The sequence below is a fragment of the Kitasatospora sp. NPDC088548 genome (assembly GCF_044753005.1).
Taxonomy (GTDB): domain Bacteria; phylum Actinomycetota; class Actinomycetes; order Streptomycetales; family Streptomycetaceae; genus Kitasatospora.
The window spans coordinates 1-1769 of the sequence record NZ_JBIVMI010000067.1; the positions used below are offsets into that span (position 1 = coordinate 1).

The 1769-nt window shown below is 64.3% G+C and carries 2 protein-coding genes; both read right to left on the minus strand.

Features of this window, described 5'->3' with window-relative positions; genetic code table 11:
* Positions 1–512 (minus strand): DNA/RNA non-specific endonuclease (locus tag ACIP82_RS37620; RefSeq protein WP_400660274.1); only part of this gene is annotated, 512 nt, incomplete at its 3' end.
* Between the two features lie 66 nt (positions 513–578).
* Positions 579–1769 (minus strand): RHS repeat-associated core domain-containing protein (locus ACIP82_RS37625; RefSeq protein WP_400660276.1); only part of this gene is annotated, 1191 nt, incomplete at its 5' end.

The following is a 1769-nucleotide window of genomic DNA, read 5'->3' on the forward strand; positions in this document are numbered from 1 at the left end:
GTCCGATATCCGCTCATCCGCAGGCGACTTGACCTGCCCCACCCTCGCCACACCACAACCAACGAGACACCGACCACAAAGTCACCGGCATTGGGGCTAGACCATGAGTCAACATCAATCATTTCGCGAAAATCAACCCGTCTCATCTCACCATCCCAAGCTACAGGAACCACAGACAGGTTTACTTTTTCCTTTAGTTCGTTATTATTCATCACCAGACAGTCCACATTGAGACCGAGCGTGCCGTGCGCCTCAATATGAATAGCTTTGGGCACTCCCGACTTCTTCCCGTCATAGATGGCCAGGACTTCATATTTCACTTCCTGTCCACCCTTCTTAATCACTCCGGCCAAATCCATCTCGACACCCTTCACGACGTCGCGGTTGGCGATCGCCCAGAGCGGCACCAGATTGCGCAGATTATCACCCGAACCACCATACTGCCTGCCCATCAGGTGGCCACGAGCTCGCCGCCCTTCGGGCAGTGTCCAAAAATCCGGAGGAGCCACCATGGGCCTCTGCGGAAGATTTCTCCACGCCGTGCCTGTACCGTCCTCCATATCCTGCGGTCCCGAGAATTAGCCTGCAGCGCCAGTCGCCCTGCACTCATCAGGACCAGGCCTGAAGCGCTCCCTGGGAAAGTAAGTGATATTCCCATGCACATTTTGAGCGGTGTCTCTCGGGCCATCGTCGCAACGATCCCCAGAGGCCCGGCTACCGGGGCCAACAGCCGGAACCTCCTGATCCTCGGCCTCCACATCGGGAGTGGCATTCTGATCCAGGTTCAGCTTCTCCAACAGGTCGGCCACGTTGTAGATCGCGGCGATGACCTTGAGGATGTCGCCGGACTTCGGCGGCTCCCAGTCGGGCTTGGGGGTGGGACGCTGGATGGTGGTCCTGAACGGCTCCCAGAGCGGCTTGGGGGGTTCCGGCTTGACCACCGGGGGACGCGGCGGGTCCCTGACCACCCGGCAGTTTCCCAGGCACTTACCGGGGCCGGGTGGACGTATCCAGTCGCGGGCGGCCACCTTCTCCCAGTAGATCTCGTCGAAGTAGGTAGTCGTGCCGGTCGCCGTCGCGGTCTGCGGCACTGCGGCCGTTCCTGCTCCGGTGAGCGCGCTGACTGCTCCGCCGACAGCCATGAGCGAACCGCCGGCGACGGCTCTCTCCGAGCCCTTGCCCCAACTCCATATGTTGCCGGCGCCGGTGGGGGTGAGGGTGACAGGGCCGCCGGCGGCGCCTTCATAGCCCATCATCCGCTCGTGCCCGCTGGGGTCCGTTCCGCCGAGCGGGTTGCCGTTCACGTAGGTGTAGCGGTCGGCCTGGGCGGACGGGGTGGGGTCGAGCTGCCAGGAGTCGCGGCTGGTGAAGCCGCCGGTGCCGGGGCGGTACCAGCGGGCGTGCATGTTGACGTCGCCGGTGGTGGGGTCGGTCCAGCCGCTCTGGTAGCCGAGGCTGGAGCGGGTGCCGCTGGTGGCGGTGGGTTTGCCGAAGGGGTCGTAGGTGGTGGTGCCGGTGACGGAGGTGCCGTTGGTGTCGAGGGTGGCGGTGGCGTCGGTGTGCTGGTCGGTCCGCACGCGCAGGTTGGTGGTGCCGTCGGTGGCGCCGAGGAGATTGCCCGCGCTGTCGCGGGCGTAGCTCCAGGTTCCGTCGCCGGTGAGGTTGTTGGAGCCTCCGTCGTAGCTGAACCTGGCGGCGTTGCGGGTGGTGACCCGGTCCAGGCCGTCGTAGGTGTAGGCGGTGGTGCCGTCGGTGATCAGTCGGCCGTA